We start from the raw sequence: 19,909 nt of genomic DNA, 5'->3' as shown, positions 1-19,909 counted from the left end.
GCGGGTTATTGACGAGCACGCGTGAGGGTCGCTTCCAGCGCCTCTGGCAGCGGTGCTTTAACGGTCACCGGGCGTCCATTGCCGGGCTCTGGAAATGTTAATGCACGCGCATGCAGAAACAGCCGCCCCAGTCCCAACTGCTTAGTGAGCAGACCGCTCTCCCGGGTGGCGTATTTATCATCGCCCAACAACGCATGGCCTGCATGAGCTGCATGCACGCGAATTTGATGCGTACGCCCCGTCACCGGTTCGGCTTCGATCAGCGTGACTTTTTCAAACGTCTCGACCACTGAAAAATGAGTGCGCGACACTTTGCCATTGGGGTCGACTCTCACCCGGCGCTCGCCATTGCCCGCATCAAAACGATCCAGGCGGGCACTCTCATACGTTTTACGCGCCGGCCAGCGCCCGCTAACCAAGGCTAGATAGCGCTTATCCATACCGTGCTTTTTCAGTGACTCATTGAGGGTTACCAACGCATCCCGGGACTTGGCTAGTAACAAACAGCCCGAAGTATCACGATCCAGACGGTGTACTAATTCCAAAAAACTCAAATCATCGCGCACCTGGCGCAGCGCTTCAATCAAGCCTATTTTAACCCCGCTACCACCGTGCACCGCCAAGCCCGAAGGCTTGTTCAGCACCATCCAATCAGGGCCTTCCATAATAACGCTGCCCACCAACAGGTCGCGTAAATTATCGCTCACTTCCTTGACCGCCTCACGGGGCGCCAAGCGCAACGGTGGCACGCGCACTAAATCGCCCGCCTGCAAACGGTAATCCACTTTGACGCGCTTTTTATTAACGCGCACTTCGCCTTTACGTACGATGCGATAAATCAGCGCCCTGGGCGCTCCTTTGAGCCGCGTCATGAGGAAATTATCAATTCGCTGCCCAGCTTGCTCTGGGGCAATATCCACCCACTGTACTTCGCGCCCTTCGGACATTGCCGCTTGCTCCTGCTGTAGTTCGCTAACATCAGCTAAAAAACGGCATTCTAGCGTAGACCCAAGGGCATTGCGTCAATTGCTGGTCGTTGTCTTTACTGTTATATTCCAAAACGTTCACCAGCCAAGCGCATAAAGCTTTCTTGTCTAACGCTCGCGGCTAGCAGCTAAATAGCTAATTGGTTAAATTTGTTAGCAGAAGACGTCTACGCTGAGCTCGGTTAATGCGCCTGCCCGACTAACACGCAGGCCTGAACACAAAAACGGCACCAGTGTACGCATTGCCCGTTTTTCAGTACCAATATCTGATCTAAAAAAATGCAGTAACTCTGCCGCCCGTTTTTATGCTGGCAGAGAAAAGTAAGCCTCGCCCTCAACGGCAGGCAGCAACGAAACAACGCCACGCCCCGAGCAGCCCCTCCTTTCTCGTCACAAGGCGCTGGCTGGCTCCGGGCGACAAGTTCAACGCTGTGCCGGTGGCCGGCGTTGGTGAATCGATGAATGCCAGGTGTTGGCGGTGTCAGCAGGGCCGGATGGATGTGACAACCACCGGAATATGTCCTGCCTCCGCCACGTACTCAACGCCCTACTGGCCGGGTTGGCAATGATGCCTTCCCGGCTTGACGCGTCAGCATTGCAATGCGCCGAGCACAAGCACGCAGCACCCAGCGGTTCGCCTACGTCACCCCATAGGCAGTTCGCCGGCACGCAACGCTATGCGAGACAACATGAAACGGATGCTTATTAATGCGACACAGCCTGAAGAGCTGCGCGTCGCCTTAGTCGATGGACAACGCCTGTACGATTTAGACATCGAATCCGGCGCTCGAGAACAGAAAAAAGCCAATATCTATCGCGGTAAAATCACCCGCGTAGAGCCCTCACTTGAAGCTGCCTTTGTCGATTATGGCGCTGACCGCCACGGCTTTTTGCCGCTCAAAGAGATCTCTAAAGAGTACTTTGTAAAAGACGTTTCCGGCCGTCCCAGCATTAAAGAAGTGCTTAAAGAGGGCCAAGAGGTCATCGTTCAGGTCGACAAGGAAGAGCGTGGCAATAAAGGCGCCGCGCTTACCACCTTTGTCAGCCTGGCGGGCCGCTTTTTGGTATTGATGCCCAACAACCCGCGTGCGGGTGGCATTTCTCGCCGTATCGAAGGCGATGAGCGTAGTCAGCTCAAAGATGCCATGGGTCAATTGACCGTGCCGGACAAAATGGGCCTGATCGTGCGCACCGCTGGCATTGGCCGTAACCCGGAAGAGCTGCAGTGGGATTTGGACTATCTGGTTCAGGTGTGGGAATCGATCACCACTGAAGCCGCCAAGCGCCCTGCCCCATTCCTAATCTACCGTGAATCCAACGTCATCATTCGCGCTATGCGCGACTACTTGCGCCAGGACATCGGCGAAGTATTGATCGACAGCCCCGAGATTCACGCCGAAGCGCTAGGCTTTATTCGCCAGGTAATGCCCTCGTATCAGCAGAAGATCAAGCTTTACGCTGACGAGGTACCGCTGTTCTCGCGCTTTCAGATCGAATCGCAAATCGAAACGGCCTATCAGCGTGAAGTAAAACTCCCATCTGGCGGGTCGATCGTGATCGACCACACGGAAGCGCTGGTTTCTATCGATATCAACTCCGCGCGTGCTACCCGCGGTAGCGATATCGAAGAAACCGCCCTACAAACCAACTCCGAAGCCGCCGATGAGATCGCCCGCCAGCTACGCCTGCGCGATATCGGCGGCTTGGTGGTAATCGACTTCATCGACATGGGGCCAGCGCGCAACCAGCGTGAAGTTGAAAACCGTATGCGCGATGCGCTTAAGCTAGACCGCGCGCGGGTGCAGATTGGTCGCATCTCACGCTTTGGCCTAATGGAAATGTCCCGACAGCGCCTGCGTCCTTCGCTGGGTGAAACCAGCGGCGTGGTTTGCCCGCGCTGTAATGGTCAAGGCACCATTCGCGATGTGCGTTCGCTGTCGCTGTCAATCATGCGCCTGATTGAAGAAGAGGCCATGAAAGAGAACAGCGCGCAGATTCGCGCTATTCTGCCGGTACCCGTCGCTACGTATCTGCTCAATGAAAAACGCAGTGTGCTGGCCGATTTAGAGTCCCGCCAAAATGTTCGCGTAGTGCTGCTGCCTAACCCTGACATGGATACGCCCCACTACGACGTACAGCGCCTGCGCGATGATCATTTAGACGAGGATGACACTCAAAGCCTTTCGAGCTTTGAGCTCTCCACGGATACCGAAGTAGGTAAGGAGCCGACACCCAGCTTCGTACCGCCCGCTCAACGCGCAGAAGCAGCGGTAAAAAGCGTTACGCATAACGCCCCCGCGCCGGCATCGCTGCAAACCGAAGAGAAAGCGCCTGCTGCTGCCCCGGCGGTGAAAGCAGCACCGGCGACCAGCGAGCAACCCAGCGTCATTGGCCGCTTTATCCGTGGCTTCGCCAAGTTGCTAGGCAGCGACGAAAGTAATGCTGAAGCTGCGCCAGAGCCCAAGACTGAAACCCCGGCGCCGCGCAAGCCAAGCGAGCGTAAAACCAATCAGCGCAGCAGTGAGTCGCGGCAGAAGCCCTCACGCAATGAGCGCGGCGACAACACTAGCCGTAGCGAGTCGCGCAGCGGCAGCGATAACAGCGCCCGGTCTGAGCCAAAAACTGAACAAAAAGCCGAGCAAAAAAGCGAGCAACGCACCACTGCTCCGCGTCCTGCCGGTGACGATAACAGCGACAAGCGCAGCGGCCCCAGCCGCACCCGCAATCGTCGTCGTCATCCCCAGCAAGACGATGCCACCGAAGAGTCGGCCAACAAAGCGCCTCGTAAAGAGAGCCAGTCGGATAGCTCTGGCAAAGACAGCTCTAAAAAGAGCAATAACGGCAAAAGCGCAGCGCCGAAAGAGCCACGTCGCGAGGCTGGCCAAGACAGCCAACCCGATGAAACTGCCAAACAGCCAGAAGCCAAGCAGGATGACGGCAAGCCGAAGCGTACGCGTAACAACCCGCGTAACCGCACACGTACCCAGGCGATCAACCCACAGGCAGAAGCCGAGCAGTTAAAGCTGCAGGCAGAAGTGGTAGATGAAGCGCCAGAAACCGCTGAACCTGCGGATGAAGCGCCTGTCGCGCCAACAACCGAAGCGTCAGACGCGAAAACTTCGGCACCGGAAGTAGAAGCACCAGCTTCAGAGAGACCGGCTTCAGAAGCACCAACTGCCGAGACTCAGAATGATGACGTCGCCGCATCTGCCGATGAAGCCACTCAACCTGCTTCTGACACCGCTGAGCAGGAAGCCGCTGCCAAGCCCGTCACCAGCGAAGAGCCCGCACCTGCTGCTGCCTCTGAAACGACTGAACCTCATTCTGAAGAGAGTAAGACTACGTCAGTGCCACCTGAGGTGAACTCAGAAGCAATCGAAACCAACTCGGAGCCTTCTGAAACTGAGCAAACTGCTGATAACCAGCCAAGTGCTAGCGAATCGGTAGCACCTGAAGCTATCGAACCGCCTGCGGCCAACGCGGTCGATCCGGCGGCCACTATTGAAGAAGCTGCCGCTGAGCCTCTCAGTAGCGCTGACACGGATCAAAGCAGCGAACAGCGCCAGCCTGAAGCGTCAACTAACGCCCAGGAAATTCGCCAGGAAGCAGTAACACCAAGCATTTCTGAGAGCGCTTCTGAGCGTGACGACGCGGCCTCTTCAGTTGAAGAGCCATCCAGCAGCGAGCAAAAGCAAGGCGAGGAAGAAAAGAGCGTCGAACATAGCGGCGAACTAGAAACGACTGAAGTAGAGCCTCAGCCTGCTCAGCCGGTGGCTAGCGAAGCTCCCGCTGAAGATGCAGCAACTGAAGAAACGCCTAAACCACGTCGCCGCACACGGGCTCACAACGATCCGCGTGAAAAGCGTAAACAGGCGCAACAGGACACCCACTCCGAGTAAAATCGGACGCGTGTTGCAACAGCAAAATCCCCGCTTAAGCGGGGATTTTGTTGTCTAGGAGGCGCCTTTTAAAAACGGCAGAAGGATTCGCTGGAAAAGGGCGTTAAGGATTAATAAAACGTGGTTCGGGTTCTAACAGCACACCAAAGCGTGTTTTTACTTGAGCGGCGATATAGCTGGCGATTTTCATCAAGCCGAGGCGATCACCGCCACCAAAATGCACCAGCACCAGCGCTTGATGCTGGTGTACGCCAAAGGCGCCGTCGCGCATCCCTTTTAAACCGCACTGGTCGATCAACCAACCTGCCGCTAACTTTGTTTGCCCTCCCGCCTGGGGAAAATGGGGCATCGCAGGATACTGACGCGACAGCTGCGCTGCCTGCTCATCACTTACTAGCGGATTTTTGAAGAAACTTCCCGCGTTGGCAAGCACCTCAGGGTCGGGTAGCTTCTCGCGGCGAATAGCACAAACGGCTTCAGCAACCTCAAGCGGCGAGGGTGTGGCAGATAACCGCGCGGCAAGATCGCCATAATGCAGTTGCGGCGCTGGCATACGTGATAAACGCAATATTAGCTGGGTAATCACAACACTATCGGCTAACTCGCCTTTAAAGATGCTGTCCCGGTAAGCAAACGCGCACTCTTGAGTACTTAACCAATAACAGCGTCCAGTGGCGAGCTCCATGACCTGCACCGCTTGCAGCGTGTCAGCAAGCTCAACGCCGTAGGCGCCAATATTTTGCACCGGTGCCGCCCCGCAACTACCGGGAATTAGCGCCAAGTTTTCGATTCCCCACAAACCCCGTGCGGCAGTCGCCATGACTAAGGCGTGCCAATTAACCCCAGCGCCCACTTGGGTAAACACCTCCCCTTGTTGAGCGCCTTTTGGTTGTCTCAGCCACCATTGCTTTAAGGCTGGGCGTAGCACCAGGCCCGGCACCTGCTCAGGTAACAGTACATTGCTGCCACCGCCCAGCAACGTAACGGGCCAGTCCTGAGCGTGGGCATAAGCGAGTGCAGCGCGCAGTGCTGACAGCGTACCCGGCGCTGCATAGTGCTCGGCGTGACAAGGTAGCCGCAGCGTATTGGCAAGAGTTAAATCAATATTGGACTGCAGATTAAAAGCCGCCACCTCAGTGCTCACGCTTGAGGTGTTGAATGAGCCCGTTTGAAGCGGCTTCAATCATATTTAAAACGTTTTCAAAGCCCTCATCCCCACCATAATAAGGATCAGGTACTTCTGCACCAGGCGTACCGGCAAAATCTAAAAACAGGCCGACATGAGCCTGGCTATTGGCGGGCTTCAGGTCACATATGGCGCGCAAATTGTCCTGATCCATACCCAGCACGTAATCAAATTCAGCAAAATCCTGCACATTTAACTGGCGGGCACGCAGACCACTTAAATCGATACCACGGCACAAGGCTACTTGCTGGGCGCGTGAGTCCGGCGCTTTGCCCACATGCCAACTGCCGACCCCGCAGGAGTCTATTTCAACCTCGTCGGCTAGCCCTGCTTGCTCAAGGGCACGGCGAAAAACACCTTCTGCGGTGGGCGAACGGCAAATATTGCCTAGACACACAAATAACACTTTCACAACAACTCTCCTTAGGCGCTAGGCAAGCAGCGCACGCACACGGGCTAAATCCTCGACAGTATCAACACCCGTGGGATTTACCTCACAGGCTAAGGCTACCTGTATCGCGTGGCCGTTTTGTAATGCACGCAGTTGCTCAAGCTGTTCAAGTTGCTCCAGGCTAGAGGCGGGCCAGTCACGGTAAGCCGCTAGAAAACCCGCGCGGTATGCATAGAGGCCAATATGGCGCAGCCAAGCGTCGGTCGCCAGTAGCGTGGGCGCCTGTTTGAAATGCTCCCGATCCCAGGGAATGGGCGCACGTGAGAAATACAGCGCTCGACCCTGCAAGGTGCGCACCACCTTAACCACGTTGGGATTAAACAGCGTGTCGACATCGTTGATAGGCTCCGCCAGCGTGGCAATCGATGCCTCGGGGTCATCGGCCAAGCGAAGGGCCACTTGATCAATCAAGGCAGGCGGAATCAAAGGCTCATCGCCCTGCACATTAACCAACAGAGCGTCATCCGCTAGCGCTAAAATATCAGCCACTTCGGCTAAGCGGTCAGTGCCCGAAGGATGATCGTCGCGCGTCATGATCACCTCAGCACCATAAGGCAGCATGGCATCCCGAATGCGGCTATCGTCCGTGGCCACCACAACCCGGCAGGCATGGCTTTGGCATGCGCGCCGCCATACGTGGGCGACCATCGGCTCTCCGGCAATTTCTAACAGCGGCTTGCCGGGCAAGCGGGTGGAGCCATAGCGTGCGGGTACGACAACCGTAAAGTCTGGCACGGCAACGTCAGGAGAAGCCATTAAACGCCTCCGGATTGTCCTGAAGCGCGTCCTGACGCGCTCCCTGACGCGCGACCAGGGGAAGTAGGCAGCTTCTCATCGGCGTCCATGGCACGGGCTTCTTCCGGCAGCATGACGGGAATCCCTTCTTGAATGGGATAGGCCAGGCCATCGTAGTGGCAACGCAGCTCTTGAGCCTCACGGTCATATTTCAGCTTGCCGTTACACAACGGGCAGACCAGCATTGCCAGCAGTTCCTTATCCATGCGCTTGACTCCTTTAGGAAAGTGCCGACAGCCGTGCTGCCAGCCAGTATTCAAATTCAGGTGGAAGCGTGGCTTCCACATCTAATACCCAACTATTCGACGGCGCCAGGGCATAACATTTAACGGCATCTTTGGCTGTCATGATAATCGGGCGGATATCTGCAAATTTTAGCGCGTCAGCGCTGTAATGCTGATGATCGGCCAACGGGTGCCAGTCACCACTGACCCCCAAATTGGAAAGCGTGCGAAAAAAACGCCCGGGATTGCCAATCCCCGCTACTGCGTGCACTGGCAGCGTAAACGGCAGCGGCGCTAGCGAAAACCGAGCACCGTCATCTAAGCGGCGCCAATAACGCGGTGCTAACTGCATAGTGGTCACAGAGCCGACCGGCAACGCCTGCTGTGAGTCACCATTGATGATCACGGCATCAACGCGCTGCAAGCGGCTGGGCGATTCGCGCAGCGGCCCGGCGGGTAAGCAGCGACCATTACCTAAACCGCGGGCACCATCAACCACGACTAGCTCAATATCCCGCGCCAGTGCCAAGTGCTGCAAGCCATCGTCGCTCAAAATAATATCGCAACCCGCCGCCACTAGCGCCTGCACGCCGCGCGACCGTTTGGGGTCTGCCACTACCGGTAGCCCTGTCTGCTGCGCGAGCATCAAGGGTTCATCGCCGCTTTCGGCAACATTAGTGGCGGCGGTGACAAGCAAGGGATAGTGCGATGATATTCCGCCATAGCCGCGGGTAACAATGCCTGGTGACCAGCCCTGCGCCACCAGCCAATTGCCCAACCACGCCACTAACGGTGATTTCCCGGTTCCCCCTAAGGTGATATTGCCGACCACAATCACCGGCACGGGGGCCTTCCACATAGCCTTCTTACCATGCTGGTAGGCCTGTTCACGGCGGGCCATTCCCCATTGATAAAGCGCCCCTAAGGGCTTTAGCGGCCAAAGCCAACGGCTGCCCTGATAGGCACCTTGCAGCCAACGCTCTGCCAGTGTCCGAGTCTTTTGCGCTTTTTTAGGCAGGGTCATAATGCTTCTTGAAACTGCAACTGATGCAGCGCTGCATAAGCGCCATCGGCATCCAACAAGGCCTGATGGGTGCCCTCTTCAATAATACGCCCCTGATCCATCACCACGATCCGGTCGGCCCGTTCGATGGTGGACAGGCGGTGGGCAATCACCAATGTAGTGCGCCCCTCACAAACGCGCTCCAGCGCTTTCTGAATATAGCGCTCAGATTCCGTATCCAACGCTGAGGTGGCCTCATCGAGCACCAACAGTGGCGCATCCTTGAAGATAGCTCGGGCAATCGCCAGCCGCTGACGTTGCCCACCCGAGAGCATCACGCCATTTTCGCCTACGGTGGTCGCATAACCATCGGGTAGTTTGTCGATAAACTCGTGGGCATAGGCCGCTTCAGCCGCCGCTTGAATAGCCTGTGGGTCAGGATTAGCCACCCCATAGGCAATGTTATCGGCAATTGAGGCATTAAATAGCGTCACCTGCTGGGAGACCAAGGCAATCTGCTGGCGCAGCGGCCCAAGCGCGTACTCATCAACATTGACGCCATCAATGGTGATAATGCCTTGGCTAGGCCGGTAGAAGCGCGGCAATAGGCTCACCAGCGTAGATTTACCACTTCCCGAGCGACCGACTATCGCTACCAGCTCACCTGGCGCCAGCCGTAGATTAATATCATGCAGCACTTCGGGTTGGTCGTCGGCATAGCGGAAGCTAACCTTATCGATAACGACCTCACCGCTTAAACGGCTGGCAATACGCTTACCGTTATCCTGCTCCGGCGTCATATCCAGTAGACCAAAAAGCTCTGACGCTGCCGCCAACCCCTTCTGAATCTCACCGTTAATCTCAGTCAATTGGCGCACTGGTTTGATCATCAGGGCGGCGGCCGTAATAAAGGCGACAAACTCACCGGGGGTCATGTTCTCCATCAGGGAGGGCGCCATCGCCAGCCATACCAGCAGCGCCATAGAGATAGCCACCAGCATCAGAATTACCGGCGAGCTAACCGCCCGGGTCATGGCCTCTTTCATACTTTGACGACGATTCTCTTCACTCACTCGCTCAAAGCGCTGCTTTTCATAATCTTCTGCACCATGGGTGCGCACTACGCGATAGCCAGACAACGCTTCCGACGCAATATGGGTCACATCGCCCATAGAGTGCTGAATGCGCTTGGAGATACGCCTAAACCGCTTACTGACGTAACTCACTACGACGGCGATAATCGGCGTCACGCCTAAAAATAGTAGCGTGAGCATCCAGTTGGTCCAGAGCAGATAAAGCACTAGGCCGACGACGAACAGGCCTTCACGTAGAATAATCGTCACCGCCTTGGTGGCCGCCCCTGCCACTTGCTCGACGTGGTAGGTCACCCGCGATACCAGTTGACCGCTGGAGTGGTGGTCAAAAAACCGGCCAGGCAGGTGAAGAAGATGAGCAAATACATCGCAGCGCAGGGTATGAATCACATAGCGCCCCACATAAGCCATAAAGTAAGTACTTAAAAAAGTGCCTACCCCGCGGGCGGAGAACATAATAATGACAAACAGCGGCAAGAAGAACCGGAAAGCAGCATCCGGGTTTTGAATGCCATCAATCAGCCGCTTCATCATTTCCGCCAGTGCGGTACTCGACGCGGCGTATACCACAAACCCCACCAGCGCCAGCAAAAACGCGCGCCAATGTGGCTTAACATAGCCCAATAACCGCTTGTAAATACCCCAGCTTGAATCAGCCACACGCGCTCCCGGCAATAGTGTGCAATGCGGTGAATTCTACCTGATGGCGACGTGGTTCAACACCGATTGCGTCGACTTGACCGTGGTCGCGTCGTTCTAACCTCAAAAGGACGAGCAGCTTCCAGCCAAAAACGCAGTGCGCCGTCTTGGGCCGTACTCCACAAACAGCTTTCCTGATCACGAAAACGGCGCACGACGGCATCTCCCGGATGCTGAAAAGGGTTATCACGTCCTGCGCTAAAAACAACATGTTCAGGGGCGGTATGACGTACGAACTGAATACCCGAACTTGTTCCACTGCCGTGATGCCCCGCGACAAGCATAGAGACAGGCGAATCCACTTCAAGCAAAAAGCGTCGCTCTATCTCGCTACTCACATCCCCCGTGATGAGCAGCCGGTGCTCGCCTACACTGACTTCCAATACACAGGATCGATCATTGGGTGACAAAGCATTAGCGCCCGCGGGTGGCCATAAAAAGCGATAATTAACGCCATCGCGCTGCCAGGTTTGACCTCGCTGGCACGCCCGGCTGTCTACTGACAGGGTCTCACCCTCGGGCGCTATCCACTGATTAACCTGATGCTCGGCTAATAACGCATTAACACCACCCGCATGGTCGTTATCGGCGTGACTAACGATCACCTGATCAAAACGTTGACCCGGAGACCACAGCGTTTCCAGCGGCATAAAACCGCCACGAAAGCGCGGCCCGGTATCATAAAGCAGTCGATAATGTTTGCTACGTAACTCGATCAACTGCCCTTGCCCCACATCATGCACGCTCACTCGAAGCCCTTGCTGGGGAGTCGTTGACAATAGCGACCACCAAGGCAGCGCCACCACCAACGCCGTAGTGGCTAGCCGCATACCCGGTAGCACCGCAGGCAATCCCCAGCAGAGTGATAGCAGCAGCAGCGCAAAGGCCAGTGGATAGGTCAATGGCCGATCAGGCTCCCATAGCGGCCAGTGCTGAACAGAGAGGCTCAACAGTAAATGGAAAATATTAAGTGCGGCCTCAAACAGCCACCATAAAGCATGGCCTAGAAAAGGCACCGGTGATAATAACCAGCCCAATAACGCCGTAGGCACCATGATGGAACTCACCCACGGCACGGCCACTAGGTTAATCAATGGGGCGGCGGGCGCTATGCGCCCAAATGCTACCAGCACAGCAGCGGCCATTAGCGGAGCAAGCAGCAACTGTGATCTGACCAGTGCCCAACACCAGCCTTTAATACCCTGAGGGCGCCGCCGACCCTGCCAAATAGCGATTAACCATGCCACCGCCACAAATGACAGCCACATACCGGGCCGCCACAGAGCCAGCGGATCAACGAGAAGCACCAGCGCAATGGCCAGCCACCACCCTTGCCATGGGCTTGGTGCATGTCGACCACTAAGCACCCACAGGCCAATCAACGTCATCACCATGGCACGCATAGCGGGCGGTGCCATCCCGGCAAGCGTGGCGTAACTGATGCAGGCTACCGCCGCCACCCACCAAGGCCAAGCGCGCATGCGCCAGTTGGTAGGCGTCGTTAAGCGCGCACCGAGCTTGGCAAGCATCAATACAAATGACGTCACCAGCCCAACGTGTAAGCCTGAAATAACGACCAGATGGGTGGTGCCGGTCGCATTCAACAACGACCAGTCATCTTGGGTAAGCTGTTCGCTATCACCCAATGTCAGTGCCGCCAACCAGCGTTTAGTGCGCTCATCTAGCGCCTGCCGGGCTAAAAAACCCACCCCCAACTGACGCAGCGATGGCCCGGCGGAAGCTAGCCGAACGGGCGGTGGATCTTGGCGCAGATACCCAGTAGCGTGAATTCCCTCACGCCATAGCCATTGCTCATAATCAAACGTACCGGGGTTGGCAAAACCACTGGGAGGCCGCAAACGGAGCGTCATTCGCCACTGCTCACCGGGATAAAACGCTTTATCGCTATAAGCCGTTACCCGCACCTTGTTTATCACCACGCAACGTGGTCGTTGTGCCGGGCCTTGGCAGCTATCAACACGCAGCATCAGACGCGTTGCGTCCCCCGACGGCTGAGCGTTCAGCACAGTGGCTTCAACGGCTATATCCTCGCCACTCAGCCCTGCTGGCAAACGGCTCGTCCATTCATGCTGAACGCCAGCAAATACCCATAGACCCATCAGTAGCCATACACCTCGGCGGGGTTGCCACGCCACTATCAACAACGCGGCGACCAGCACCCAGCCGAACGCATTGGAGGTCATCCCTGCGGCATGGCTGTACCATGCCAAAATCCCTCCAGCAAGAGCTGCAAGTGCAGCGGGCATGGCGACCCCTAACCGCATAGAACTCTCCCTGGCGAATGTTCATTGATGGCCTAGCATAGCCGAAGGGCAACGCTATATGGATAATGGGCAGCATCGATAGGTAAGAGTATCCGTCATGCCGCGCAGGTTCCTGCAGCGCTACATGCCCAAACCCGACACCATCAGAAAACAGCGCTCGCTACGCTTTATGGCACCGCTGATTGCAGACCCGGGTTTGTGGCTCCTCACTCGCCGAAGCGTTGCCAATGCGTTTAGCGTGGGCGTGTTTTGCGCCATGCTCCCCATCCCTTTTCAGATGGTGGTCGCTGCGCTGGGTGCTCGCTTAACGCGCTGCAACTTAGCCCTTTCGATCGGTTTGGTATGGATCACTAACCCTTTAACAATGCCGCTCATTTTTTACGGCAATTATCGGATTGGCACTTTCATACTCGGTGCGCCTGTACGAGAAGCGCCCTCGCGTATTTCAACGCGTTGGATTGCCGAACAGATGCACGACATTATGCCGCCTCTGATCGTTGGCTCGCTGGTGACAGCGCTGATATTAGCGATCGTCGTCAATATCGGTATCCGCTTAATCTGGCGCTGGCACGTCTCCCATAATTGGAAACGCCGCCGCCAAAAACGTCGGCAGCGGCGTGCGCAGATTGAAGCAGAATTTGATGATTAAGCCTGATAGTGAGGCTAATGGCTGAGCTTGACCAATAAGCTTAATGCATCAGTTCATTGGCCAAGCTCGATCCTTAAAGCGTTGGCGTTTGTTCGACCAATTTGCCCGCATCAAGCTTTAGCACACGATCCTGATGGGCCGCGAGACCCACATCATGGGTCACAATCACAAACGCACAGGCGCTCTCTTTGGCCAGTTCATCCATCAGCGCCAAAATAGTCGCTGCGGTGGTCTGATCAAGATTGCCCGTAGGCTCATCCATTAGCACCAGACTAGGATCGGTAACCAGCGCCCGGGCAATCGCCACGCGTTGACGCTCCCCACCAGAAAGTTCACCTGGCTTATGATCGGCACGCGGCTGCATGCCCACTCGCTCCAATATCTGCATCGCCCGCTGCTCGGCCGCCTTTTTCGACTGGCCGCGAATAATCAGCGGCAACGCCGCATTTTCGACGGCGGTGAACTCCGCCAGCAGGTGGTGAAACTGATACACAAACCCAATGTAGCGATTACGAAAACTACCCAGCGCGGCTTCATTTAACCCCGACAGCGGCTCACCGGCGATCACCACGCGACCGTCATTAGGACGGTCAAGACCGCCCAATAGATTCAGTAACGTTGTTTTACCCGACCCCGAGCTACCAACGATAGCAACTCGCTCGCCAGCCCGAACCTTCAGATTGAGTTTATCCAGCACCGTTAGGTCTTGGGGGCCTTCGCTGTAGGTACGTGTCAGCGCTTGGCAGTCAAGCATGATGGCGGCGTCTTGCTCTTTGTTCATAGACAGCGAATTCATCGACATCGTGTCATCCTTATTCCTGAAGCCATTATTCATAGCGCAACACATCCGCTGGCTGAACCTTCGCCGCCCGCCACGCAGGATAAAGCGTCGACAGGAACGTCAAACCAAAGGCGGCCAATACAATACGACTAACATCGTCCCACTGTAGGCGAGAAGGTAAATCGCTAATGAAGTAAACCCCAGCATCCAAGAACTGAATACCCAGCGTTCCTTCGACCCAGCCAATCAGGTCAGCGATAGTGAGTGCCAGCAGCACGCCCACCGCCACACCGATCGCAATGCCAATCGAGCCAATGGCCAACCCCTGAACAATAAAAATGCCCATGATAGAGCGCGGTGTGGCCCCTATGGTGCGCAAAATAGCGATATCGGCACGCTTGTCCGTCACCACCATGACCAGCGTGGAGACGATGTTAAACGCTGCCACGGCGATGATGACGGTTAAGAGCAGCGCAATCATGCGCTTTTCCATCTGTATCGCCTGGAACAAATTGCCATGAGAGAACGTCCAGTCGCTGCCGCGGTACTCAGGGCCAAGCTCATTGAGAATGGCCTGGGTTTCGCTACTAGCAGCAAACAGGTCATCTAGCTGAAGGCGAAGCCCGCCAATAGCGTCGCCCAAGCGGGCAAGCGTCTGCATGTCTTCAATATTGGCATAGGCCAGATTGGCGTCTAAATCCGCACCGACGCTAAAAATACCGCTAACGGTGAAGCGCTTTAAGCGCGGGAACACCCCAGCCGGGGTAATCGATGCCTCAGGCACCAACAGCGTCACTCGGTCCCCAACGCCAACGCCCAGGCTGCGCGCCAGCATCGACCCCAGCACTACATTCCACTCACCGGGCACCAAATCGGCTAATGCCCCTTGGCTCATATGTTCGCCAATAATGGAGACACGGTCTTCCCAAGCGGGATTAATACCATTCACCATGGCACCCTGATTGTGGCCACCGACCGAGAACATGCCCTGCTGCTCGACAAAAGGCGCCGCGCCAATGACCCGCTCTCGCTGCATCAGCTCTTCGGCCAGAGACTCCCATTCGACCATTCCCACACGGGACTCAATTTTAGCGTGGGGAACCATGCCTAAAATGCGCGTCCTCAGCTCATGGTCAAAGCCGTTCATTACCGACAACACCAGAATAAGTACGGCGACCCCTAACATTAACCCCAGCATTGAGGTAAGCGAAATAAACGAAATAAAGTGGTTCCGGCGTTTAGCGCGCACGTAGCGCAGCCCCACCAGAAAAGGCAAACGATCAAGCATGGCGTCATTCCTTATCAATAAGCGCTCATGGTACGGTTTTTTTAGTCTCGCTGCATGTTCCAAACGGCCATTAGAGCGATCAGCCCTGCGAGCGTTCAGATTAAAAACGTTACGCTTGCAACTTGCCCCGCCACCGCCTACATTGCGCCGATTTACTGCTGACCGTGGGCCTGCGCTTTTATGACTTATCGTTTGCTACCCGAATGGTATCCCCAAGACGGGATACAATTGACCTGGCCGCGGCCTGACGGCGATTGGGCGCACATGCTTGCTCGCATCGAAGCCACCCTGGAACGTATTGTGATCGCTACGACTCGCTTTCAGCGCGTGCTGATTTGCGTGCCCGATGAGTTAACGCAACAACGCATAACCACTACATTTGACGCTTACGGCGTGCCTGCTTCCCGGCTGCAGCTTATTGTCGCACCCACTGATGATACCTGGGCGCGAGACCATGGGCCGATCAGTGTTATCGACGCCCAGGGCCAGATGCTGATGCTTGATTACACCTTCACCGGCTGGGGCGGAAAATTCCCCGCTGAGCGTGATAATCGGCTTACCCAGTGGCTTGCCGAGGCGGGCGTTTGGGCTTGCCCGCTAGCGACACGGAATTTAGTACTGGAAGGTGGCGGTATCGAAACCGACGGAGAAGGCACCCTGCTCACTACAGAAGCATGCCTGCTCAACCCCAACCGCAACCCCACGCTATCGCGAGAAGATGTAGAAGCCCAGCTCGCCCAAGATTTTGGCATTGACCGCGTATTATGGCTGGTCAACGGTCATTTAGAAGGCGACGATACCGACAGTCATATCGATACGCTTGCCCGTTTTTGCGATCCAACCACTATCGCCTATGTACGCTGCGATGATCCCAATGATCCTCATTATCCGGCGCTGGCGGCGATGGAGCAGGAGTTACAAGCGTTTCGACAACGCAATGGTGAGCGCTACCGTTTAATCGCGCTGCCTTGGCCCCAGGCCTGCTTCGACCCTGATGACGGCCACCGCCTGCCAGCCACTTACGCTAATTTTCTGATCATCAATCAAGCCGTACTGGTTCCTACTTACGGCGACCCGGCGGATGTTACCGCGCTACACGCGCTGGCAAGTGCATTTCCCGAACACACCCTAATTCCGATTGAGTGCGTCAGCGTTATTCGCCAACATGGCAGCCTGCACTGCTTAACCATGCAGCTTCCACAAGGCACGCTTACCCAGAGTACGTTTCCCGCGACCGCTATTTGTTAAAGGAGTCACCATGTCGACGACGCTAACCGTCGCTGTTGTGCAGCAACCTGCGTGGCCTGATAAAGCGCAAAGCCTGGCCGCCAGTGAAGCAGGTATTCGCAGTGCCGTTAAACAAGGCGCTCAGTTGGTACTGCTGCAAGAACTGCATGCCACTCATTACTTTTGCCAGTTCGAAGACCCTTCGCTGTTTGATCTAGCGGAGCCGTTGGATGGCCCGACCGGCCAGCGTCTTGCAGCACTCGCTAAGGAGCTGGACATTGTCCTGGTCGGTTCGTTGTTTGAGCGCCGCGCACCAGGGCTTTACCACAATACCGCGGTGGTCTATGACCGCGCCAAAGGGCGCGTTGGGCAGTACCGTAAAATGCACATTCCCGATGACCCTGGGTTTTATGAGAAGTTTTATTTTACGCCAGGCGATCATGACAGCGCCCGCGGCGAAGGCTTTACGCCCATTGAGACATCCGTAGGCCGTCTTGGCGTGCTGGTCTGCTGGGATCAGTGGTATCCAGAAGCCGCCCGATTGATGGCCCTGGCCGGTGCGGACTTACTGCTCTACCCCACTGCGATCGGCTGGGACCCCAATGATGATGCCGCTGAGAAAGCACGCCAGAAAGATGCCTGGACAGTGATTCAGCGCGCCCACGGCGTAGCCAACGGTTTACCCGTGCTGGTCGCTAACCGGGTTGGTTTTGAGGCGGATCACTCCGAGGTCGGCGATGGCATTCAGTTCTGGGGTGGTAGTTTTGTCTGTGGGCCGCAAGGTGAAGTATTGGCCCATGCGGGGGAAGAGACTGAACAGTTAGTCGTTGAGCTTGATATGGCGCGCAGTGAAAACACACGCCGTATTTGGCCCTACCTGAGGGATCGTCGAGTAGATGCGTATGGGGATCTAACTCGCCGTTACCGCGACTAACCCCGCGCCCGCCCCCAAGAAAACAAAACGCCTGCTTGGGTATTCATTCCCGGCAGGCGTTTTTGATGATACAGAACGGGCTAGCGCGACCGATTACTTCCAGAAATCGCGAATTGAGGCGATCCCTTGAGCGCCTACGGCACGGGCGTGATTGGCATCAAAGCGCGTCATACCGCCTAATGCAAACACCGGCATACCAGCACGCTCGACCAACTGTTGAAAGTCATGCCAACCGAGCGGAGCGACTTCAGGGTGCGATGGCGTGGTGCGCAACGGCGACAGGCTGACAAAGTCACAGCCTAATACGGCTGCTTGGGTCAGCTGCTTCTGGTTGTGCGTCGATGCGGAAAGCCATTTATTTTCAGCAATCGGACGACGCTCAAGCTGCATCAAACGCTCGCTGGTCAAATGAATGCCATCAGCGTCAATATGATCCAGCAGCGTGGGTTCACCATTCAGCAGCAGCCGCGCGCCGTGCTCACGGCATAGAGTCAGCGCTCGCTGAGCACGGGCGAGATAAGCCGCTTCGTCCAACTGCTTGGCACGCAGCTGCACCAAGCGAATTTTATCTTCACGCAACGCACGCTCCAAAAATGCATCGAAGCGCGCTTCGTCAGCCTCTTCCCCGGTAATTAAATACTCGGTAGGCAATCTTACCGCTCGCAGAATCGGTAAATTGGCCGCCGGGAAAGGATAGTTGGAGAGTTCGCTCATAGGCACCCAGCGCACGGCCTGTCCTTCACGGCCAAAAGGCTCTCCGGCAAACTCATGCACTTGCCATACATCCAGCAGGATATGCTTGTCAGGATACTCATGGTGGACGCGAATCAATGGCTGAGCACAAACAATCTCGACGCCCAGCTCTTCATGCAGTTCACGCTTTAATCCTTCAAGACCGGTCTCATAAGGTGCTAGTTTGCCACCCGGAAACTCCCACAGTCCGCCATGATCAACGTTTGACGGTCGACGAGCGATCAGTACTTGCTGTTGATCGGCGCTGATAATCGCAGCTGCCGCGACGTGAACCCGTCGTTTTACCTTTATGCTCATATACTCATATACTCGTTACGTCTTGATCCACTGCGCGCACCAACGCTTCTGCCATCGGCGCTATCTCGCTGCGTGTGTCCATTATCCCTGCCAACCAATGCCCTCGGCTGAGAGCGACCGACTAGCTACGGTAATCCGCGTTGATAGACACATAGTCATGAGAGAGGTCAGAGGTCCACACCGTGGCACTCTCTTCGCCGCGCCCCAAGTTAATGCGAATGGTAATTTCTGACTGCGCCATGACAGCGCTTCCCGCCGCTTCGGTGTAGCCTGCCGCGCGTCCACCTTGTTCGACTAAACGCACGTCGCCTAAGTCAATCACCACGCGGTTAACGTCAAAGTCGTTCACCGGCGCCCGCCCGACGGCTGCTAGAATTCGCCCCCAGTTGGCATCAGAAGCGTACAGCGCTGTTTTGACCAGCGGCGAGTGAGCAACGGTGAAGGCTACATCAAGCGCTTCTTGCCGACTTTGCGCTTCGCCAACCTGCAGGGTGACGAACTTGGTCGCCCCTTCAGCATCGCGAATGATCGCTTGCGCCAGCCCGGTCATTACCCGCTGTAAAGCGTTACTGAACGCGGCTATCTGCGCTTCATCGGCGATTCGAGGGCCTGTGCCGGTCGCCGCCAACATACAGGCGTCATTGGTAGAGGTATCGCTATCCACCGTGATGCAGTTAAACGAACGATCGACGGTTTCACGCAGTAGCCGATCCAGTAGCGGTGCCTCGATAGCTGCATCGGTCACCACAAAGCCCAACATGGTCGCCATGTTGGGCTTGATCATGCCCGACCCTTTCGTGATGCCGTTAATCGTTACCTGCTGATTACCTATTTCAACCGTGACACTGGCCCCTTTGGCCCGGGTGTCGGTGGTTAAAATGCCTTGGCCTGCGTGTTCCCAGGCAACACTGTCGCTGGACAAACTTTCAAGCGCCGGTGTCAATCCCGCTAGCAGTTTCTCCATTGGCAGCGGTTCACCAATCACGCCGGTTGAGAACGGCATTATATCTTCAGCCGCAACCCCAACCTGCTTGGCAAGCTCAGCACAGCATGCCCGCGCATCGCGCAAGCCTGCCTCGCCAGTGCCCGCGTTCGCGTTGCCGGTATTGATCAACCAATAACGCGGCGAGCGGTGCTCCGCACGGCACTGCTCAAGGTGCTGCTTGGCCACTACTACCGGCGCTGCACAAAAGGCATTACGGGTAAAAACCCCCGATACCGTCGCTGTATCGGGCAATTCAATCACCACCACATCACGACGATTCGGCTTTTTGATACCCGCCATTGCAACCCCAAGGCGCACCCCTTGCAGGGGTGGCAACTCTGGAAAGGGAGTGTTTCCCACCGCCATGATTCTC

General features: G+C 56.2%; 16 protein-coding genes. 4 read left to right on the top strand and 12 right to left on the bottom strand.

What is annotated here, in order from left to right; genetic code table 11:
- Positions 1-5: 5 nt before the first annotated feature.
- Positions 6-947, bottom strand: a complete 942-nt coding sequence (locus tag HZS80_RS00780) for an RluA family pseudouridine synthase (RefSeq protein WP_035566208.1) — start codon at positions 945-947, stop codon at positions 6-8.
- A gap of 728 nt (positions 948-1,675) precedes the next feature.
- Between HZS80_RS00780 and rne the strand changes: the two genes are divergently transcribed.
- The gene (gene rne / locus HZS80_RS00775; protein ID WP_179914845.1) at positions 1,676-4,885 is read left to right on the top strand and encodes a ribonuclease E; all 3,210 of its coding nucleotides are present in this window, start codon (positions 1,676-1,678) and stop codon (positions 4,883-4,885) included.
- A gap of 103 nt (positions 4,886-4,988) precedes the next feature.
- Here rne and murB read toward each other — a convergent pair whose 3' ends face one another.
- Genes murB through HZS80_RS00740 form a run of 7 tightly spaced genes read right to left on the bottom strand, consistent with a single transcriptional unit; the run spans position 4,989 to position 12,622 of the window.
- Complete coding sequence (murB, locus tag HZS80_RS00770) at positions 4,989-6,017, bottom strand: UDP-N-acetylmuramate dehydrogenase (RefSeq protein ID WP_281662131.1); 1,029 nt, start codon at positions 6,015-6,017, stop codon at positions 4,989-4,991.
- Position 6,018: 1 nt separating this feature from the next.
- Positions 6,019-6,483 (bottom strand): low molecular weight protein-tyrosine-phosphatase, encoded by a 465-nt coding sequence (locus HZS80_RS00765; protein ID WP_179914843.1) that lies wholly within the window; start codon positions 6,481-6,483, stop codon positions 6,019-6,021.
- An 18-nt stretch (positions 6,484-6,501) separates the two neighbouring features.
- Complete coding sequence (gene kdsB / locus HZS80_RS00760; RefSeq protein ID WP_035566218.1) at positions 6,502-7,278, bottom strand: 3-deoxy-manno-octulosonate cytidylyltransferase; 777 nt, start codon at positions 7,276-7,278, stop codon at positions 6,502-6,504.
- Entirely contained in the window at positions 7,278-7,523 is a 246-nt protein-coding gene (locus HZS80_RS00755) for a Trm112 family protein (RefSeq protein WP_035566220.1), read from the bottom strand. Before HZS80_RS00755 ends, kdsB begins: the two co-directional genes overlap by 1 nt.
- Positions 7,524-7,536: 13 nt before the next feature.
- Positions 7,537-8,565 carry a tetraacyldisaccharide 4'-kinase gene (gene lpxK, locus HZS80_RS00750; protein ID WP_179914842.1) on the bottom strand — a complete coding sequence of 343 codons (1,029 nt, stop codon included), beginning with the start codon at positions 8,563-8,565 and terminating at the stop codon, positions 7,537-7,539.
- The gene (msbA, locus tag HZS80_RS00745; RefSeq protein ID WP_035566223.1) at positions 8,562-10,298 is read right to left on the bottom strand and encodes a lipid A export permease/ATP-binding protein MsbA; all 1,737 of its coding nucleotides are present in this window, start codon (positions 10,296-10,298) and stop codon (positions 8,562-8,564) included. Before msbA ends, lpxK begins: the two co-directional genes overlap by 4 nt.
- 56 nt (positions 10,299-10,354) lie before the next feature.
- Entirely contained in the window at positions 10,355-12,622 is a 2,268-nt protein-coding gene (locus HZS80_RS00740; protein ID WP_035566225.1) for a DNA internalization-related competence protein ComEC/Rec2, read from the bottom strand.
- 97 nt (positions 12,623-12,719) lie between these two features.
- Between HZS80_RS00740 and HZS80_RS00735 the strand changes: the two genes are divergently transcribed.
- Complete coding sequence (locus tag HZS80_RS00735) at positions 12,720-13,271, top strand: DUF2062 domain-containing protein (RefSeq protein ID WP_008956819.1); 552 nt, start codon at positions 12,720-12,722, stop codon at positions 13,269-13,271.
- A gap of 73 nt (positions 13,272-13,344) precedes the next feature.
- On the opposite strand, the gene HZS80_RS00730 is transcribed toward HZS80_RS00735, so the two are convergent.
- The gene (locus HZS80_RS00730) at positions 13,345-14,067 is read right to left on the bottom strand and encodes an ABC transporter ATP-binding protein (protein ID WP_179914900.1); all 723 of its coding nucleotides are present in this window, start codon (positions 14,065-14,067) and stop codon (positions 13,345-13,347) included.
- A 31-nt stretch (positions 14,068-14,098) separates the two neighbouring features.
- Positions 14,099-15,340 carry a lipoprotein-releasing ABC transporter permease subunit gene (locus HZS80_RS00725; protein ID WP_035566233.1) on the bottom strand — a complete coding sequence of 414 codons (1,242 nt, stop codon included), beginning with the start codon at positions 15,338-15,340 and terminating at the stop codon, positions 14,099-14,101.
- Positions 15,341-15,520: 180 nt separating this feature from the next.
- Between HZS80_RS00725 and HZS80_RS00720 the strand changes: the two genes are divergently transcribed.
- Entirely contained in the window at positions 15,521-16,588 is a 1,068-nt protein-coding gene (locus HZS80_RS00720) for an agmatine deiminase family protein (protein WP_035566235.1), read from the top strand.
- A gap of 10 nt (positions 16,589-16,598) precedes the next feature.
- The gene (locus HZS80_RS00715; RefSeq protein ID WP_179914841.1) at positions 16,599-17,501 is read left to right on the top strand and encodes a carbon-nitrogen hydrolase; all 903 of its coding nucleotides are present in this window, start codon (positions 16,599-16,601) and stop codon (positions 17,499-17,501) included.
- Positions 17,502-17,594: 93 nt separating this feature from the next.
- Here HZS80_RS00715 and HZS80_RS00710 read toward each other — a convergent pair whose 3' ends face one another.
- A complete protein-coding gene (locus tag HZS80_RS00710; RefSeq protein ID WP_035566239.1) occupies positions 17,595-18,551 on the bottom strand; it encodes a Nudix family hydrolase in 957 nt (318 codons plus the stop codon).
- 121 nt (positions 18,552-18,672) lie between these two features.
- Positions 18,673-19,902, bottom strand: a complete 1,230-nt coding sequence (argJ, locus tag HZS80_RS00705) for a bifunctional glutamate N-acetyltransferase/amino-acid acetyltransferase ArgJ (RefSeq protein ID WP_179914840.1) — start codon at positions 19,900-19,902, stop codon at positions 18,673-18,675.
- Between the last annotated feature and the right edge of the window lie 7 nt (positions 19,903-19,909).

This window comes from Vreelandella glaciei, assembly GCF_013415125.1.
Lineage (GTDB): Bacteria > Pseudomonadota > Gammaproteobacteria > Pseudomonadales > Halomonadaceae > Vreelandella > Vreelandella glaciei.
Note: the sequence above shows the minus strand (reverse complement) of the source record. Positions and strands in the feature narration are given on the sequence as shown.

Coding starts and splice junctions, on each gene's coding strand:
- HZS80_RS00780 (WP_035566208.1), bottom strand. CDS start 947: ATGTCCGAAGGGCGCGAAGTACAGTGGGTGGATATTGCCCCAGAGCAA.
- rne (WP_179914845.1), top strand. CDS start 1,676: ATGAAACGGATGCTTATTAATGCGACACAGCCTGAAGAGCTGCGCGTC.
- kdsB (WP_035566218.1), bottom strand. CDS start 7,278: ATGGCTTCTCCTGACGTTGCCGTGCCAGACTTTACGGTTGTCGTACCC.
- HZS80_RS00755 (WP_035566220.1), bottom strand. CDS start 7,523: ATGGATAAGGAACTGCTGGCAATGCTGGTCTGCCCGTTGTGTAACGGC.
- lpxK (WP_179914842.1), bottom strand. CDS start 8,565: ATGACCCTGCCTAAAAAAGCGCAAAAGACTCGGACACTGGCAGAGCGT.
- HZS80_RS00740 (WP_035566225.1), bottom strand. CDS start 12,622: ATGCGGTTAGGGGTCGCCATGCCCGCTGCACTTGCAGCTCTTGCTGGA.
- HZS80_RS00735 (WP_008956819.1), top strand. CDS start 12,720: ATGCCGCGCAGGTTCCTGCAGCGCTACATGCCCAAACCCGACACCATC.
- HZS80_RS00730 (WP_179914900.1), bottom strand. CDS start 14,067: ATGAATTCGCTGTCTATGAACAAAGAGCAAGACGCCGCCATCATGCTT.
- HZS80_RS00725 (WP_035566233.1), bottom strand. CDS start 15,340: ATGCTTGATCGTTTGCCTTTTCTGGTGGGGCTGCGCTACGTGCGCGCT.
- HZS80_RS00720 (WP_035566235.1), top strand. CDS start 15,521: ATGACTTATCGTTTGCTACCCGAATGGTATCCCCAAGACGGGATACAA.
- HZS80_RS00715 (WP_179914841.1), top strand. CDS start 16,599: ATGTCGACGACGCTAACCGTCGCTGTTGTGCAGCAACCTGCGTGGCCT.
- HZS80_RS00710 (WP_035566239.1), bottom strand. CDS start 18,551: ATGAGCATAAAGGTAAAACGACGGGTTCACGTCGCGGCAGCTGCGATT.
- argJ (WP_179914840.1), bottom strand. CDS start 19,902: ATGGCGGTGGGAAACACTCCCTTTCCAGAGTTGCCACCCCTGCAAGGG.